This is a genomic window from Sulfurimonas sp., from assembly GCF_016744025.1.
GTDB lineage: Bacteria > Campylobacterota > Campylobacteria > Campylobacterales > Sulfurimonadaceae > Sulfurimonas.
The window spans coordinates 1-2,691 of the sequence record NZ_JADGFC010000211.1 but is presented as its reverse complement, the minus strand read 5'-3'; the positions used below and the strand labels follow the sequence as shown (position 1 = coordinate 2,691).

The window sequence follows — 2,691 nt, the reverse complement described above, 5'->3', positions numbered from 1 at the left end:
GTGTTACAGTAGACAAAGGGAATGGAAAGTATTTACAGACTGTTTCTGATGCTGATTTAAGTAAGATGGTTGAGAGTTTAAAAGAAAAAATTATATACCCAGTGAGAGATAGTTCGACATCCCAAACTCAAGGTCATTCACTGGCTAGACCAAGGGGTACGCGTCTTACTACCTCTAAAACTAATGTTAAACACCAGTCTGATAAGGTTAGTATAACACAATATAGTAATAAAGTAGATGAGTTTTTTGCTAAAACAGGTAAATTGCTAGGTGATACAGAAGAGAAAGCACTAGGTTTTATAAGCGGTGGCAAGGTTAAAAGATTGCTTACTGTTTCGCAAATGACTAAAGATATAGGAGAAATAACCCAAGACTTTCGCATAGGTCAATCACAAATCTACTCTCAAGCTAGTGATATCAAAAAGTTTTTAGATAACAATCTCCTACCAAAAGATTCACAAGCACTATTCCGTGCACTCAATGGAGAAGAAGGGTATAAGCTTCCTGAGCATTTAAGAGAGACATATACTAGGTTTAGAACTCTTATAGATAAAAATGCAAATGATTTGGTAGAAGCTGGTGCACTTAAAAAGGAGAACAAGATAAGTGACTATATAAAACACTACTATGAAAAACATATAGAAGATGGTAGTTTTGTAGAAAAATTTTATTTCAATAGTCGTTTTAAAGCAAGGAAGAGTTTAACGAGAGATGAGCAAATTGCTTTAGGCATGATAGAAGATAGCAACTTTGCACTTCCTAAAACTTTAGCAGAACAAAGAGTGCAACTACTCAAAGCAAATACTTTAAAGCAAGTGGCTGATAAGTTTGGAAAAAAAGAAATAGCAGATGGGCTTGTACGTATGAGTGATGAGACTATGGGTGGTGGTATCTACAAGTATGGTGCACTTGCTGGTAAGTATGTACCTAAAGAGGTGGCAGATGCAGTTAAAGGGGCTGGACTAGTAAAAGAGAATATGGGTATCTTGGAAAACTATTGGTACCCTATCATAGATCATATCAAAGTCAACGTTACTGTTAAAAATCCTTTTACTCATCTATATAATGTTGGCTCAAATGTGATGCTCGCTTTTATGAGAGGAGATATGACCTCTTTTGTGAGAATTTTAAATATGGCAGCTACTGATAAAAAAAGATTTAGTGAGCTTGTAAAAAAAGCAAATAAATATGGATTAAACTCTTATCTTGGTGAAATGGAAAATATGGATACTTTAGGTATTGGTAAAGATCCTATTATGGTGACTATACTCAAAAATGCTTACCTCTCAAAAGGAAGTAAAACAGGAGACACTGCTAGGAGAATGTATGATTGGGAAGATAAGATTTTTAAACTAGCTAACTTCTATAATCAGATAAAAAAAGGCATAGATGAAAAAAGAGCCTTTAAACTAGCAAATGAGGCTTATGTAGATTATACGACACCTCTTCCTGGTGCGGTGAGAAACTTGGATAAAAGTGGCTTAATGCCTTTCATTCATTATAGCTATAAATCTACGCCTATGGTACTGAAAACTATTGCCAAGCACCCTTTTAGGTTTGCAATGCTTCAGGCTGCCATGATAGGAACTGGTGCATCTTCTTGGCTAGGAGATAATGAAAGAGAAAATCTATATAAACCTAAATGGGCAAGTAGCGGTTTTATCCCAAATGTATTAGGTGCTAAGAGTTGGGTTGATTTGGGTAGTGGTTGGTATCTAAATGCAGGAAGACTTGTTCCAGGTATGAGATTTGATGGTTTTGATACTTTAGAGTTTAGTGGTGGATTTGTAGGTGGAACTATAAAAATGTTAGGAGGAAAAACTCCACTTGACTACAATATAGATGGTAAATATGATGATGTGCCCACAAAGATAACTAAACGCATACTAGAAATGGCTAAGAACTATCTTCCACCTCTTACCTTTGGTAGATATGGTCAAAGAATCGTAGGCAAAGCTACAGGACTGTATGACCCTAAAAACTATTATGATGAGCCTATGGGTTACGATGAAATGCTCATACGTGGTGCTGGTGTTCGTCATTTCAATGAGAAAAAAGAGTTACAAAGCAAAGTAAGAGCTGCTAAAAGTACAATGAAGTATAAGAAGAAAAAGAGTGATAGTATGCTTGATAAACGAAAAGCTGATACTAAATTTCAGTTGGATCTGAGAAAGATTAATAGTGCAGCAAGAAGAAAGGGTTTGCGATTGGATAAGGTGAGGTAGTTCTCACCTTTCATTTATTGATTTGCTATGTCTGAAGGTTCCAAATATAATAGAATATCTTGATAGGTATCTTGTGCCACTTCCATGTCAATAAATGTCCACTTTATTTTTTCACCATTACTAGCAATAAATCTGATAGTACAATCTGGTCCATCTATTATTGGTGAAAATGTTGTAATATTATCCATATTAACAGGTTTGCTATTTGAGTTCGAGTCATAAATCCATTTTGCCATTTTTTGTCCTTAATATAATATTTTGATGAAATCATATCGAAATAGCTATAATAATCTCTTTACAATAAGAGAGAAGGCAGAATCCACGCTGCCTTCAAAGAGGGTCTTTACACTTTCTTTGGTACAATGAAGTTAAGCTTTTTTGTAAAGCTCACAAACTGGGCAACGGTTTGTATGCCACTCACAATCGCAAGTTGTAGGGTGGCTCTTTGTCTTTTTGTTACATTACT

General features: G+C 35.2%; 2 protein-coding genes. One reads left to right on the top strand and one right to left on the bottom strand.

Annotated elements, in window-relative coordinates; translation table 11 throughout:
• On the top strand, positions 1-2,225 hold a 2,225-nt coding region (locus QZZ48_RS15265; protein ID WP_294967115.1), incomplete at its 5' end, for a hypothetical protein.
• Positions 2,226-2,239: 14 nt separating this feature from the next.
• Here the strand turns inward: QZZ48_RS15265 and QZZ48_RS15260 are convergent.
• The gene (locus QZZ48_RS15260; protein WP_294967114.1) at positions 2,240-2,461 is read right to left on the bottom strand and encodes a hypothetical protein; all 222 of its coding nucleotides are present in this window, start codon (positions 2,459-2,461) and stop codon (positions 2,240-2,242) included.
• Positions 2,462-2,691 lie beyond the last annotated feature (230 nt).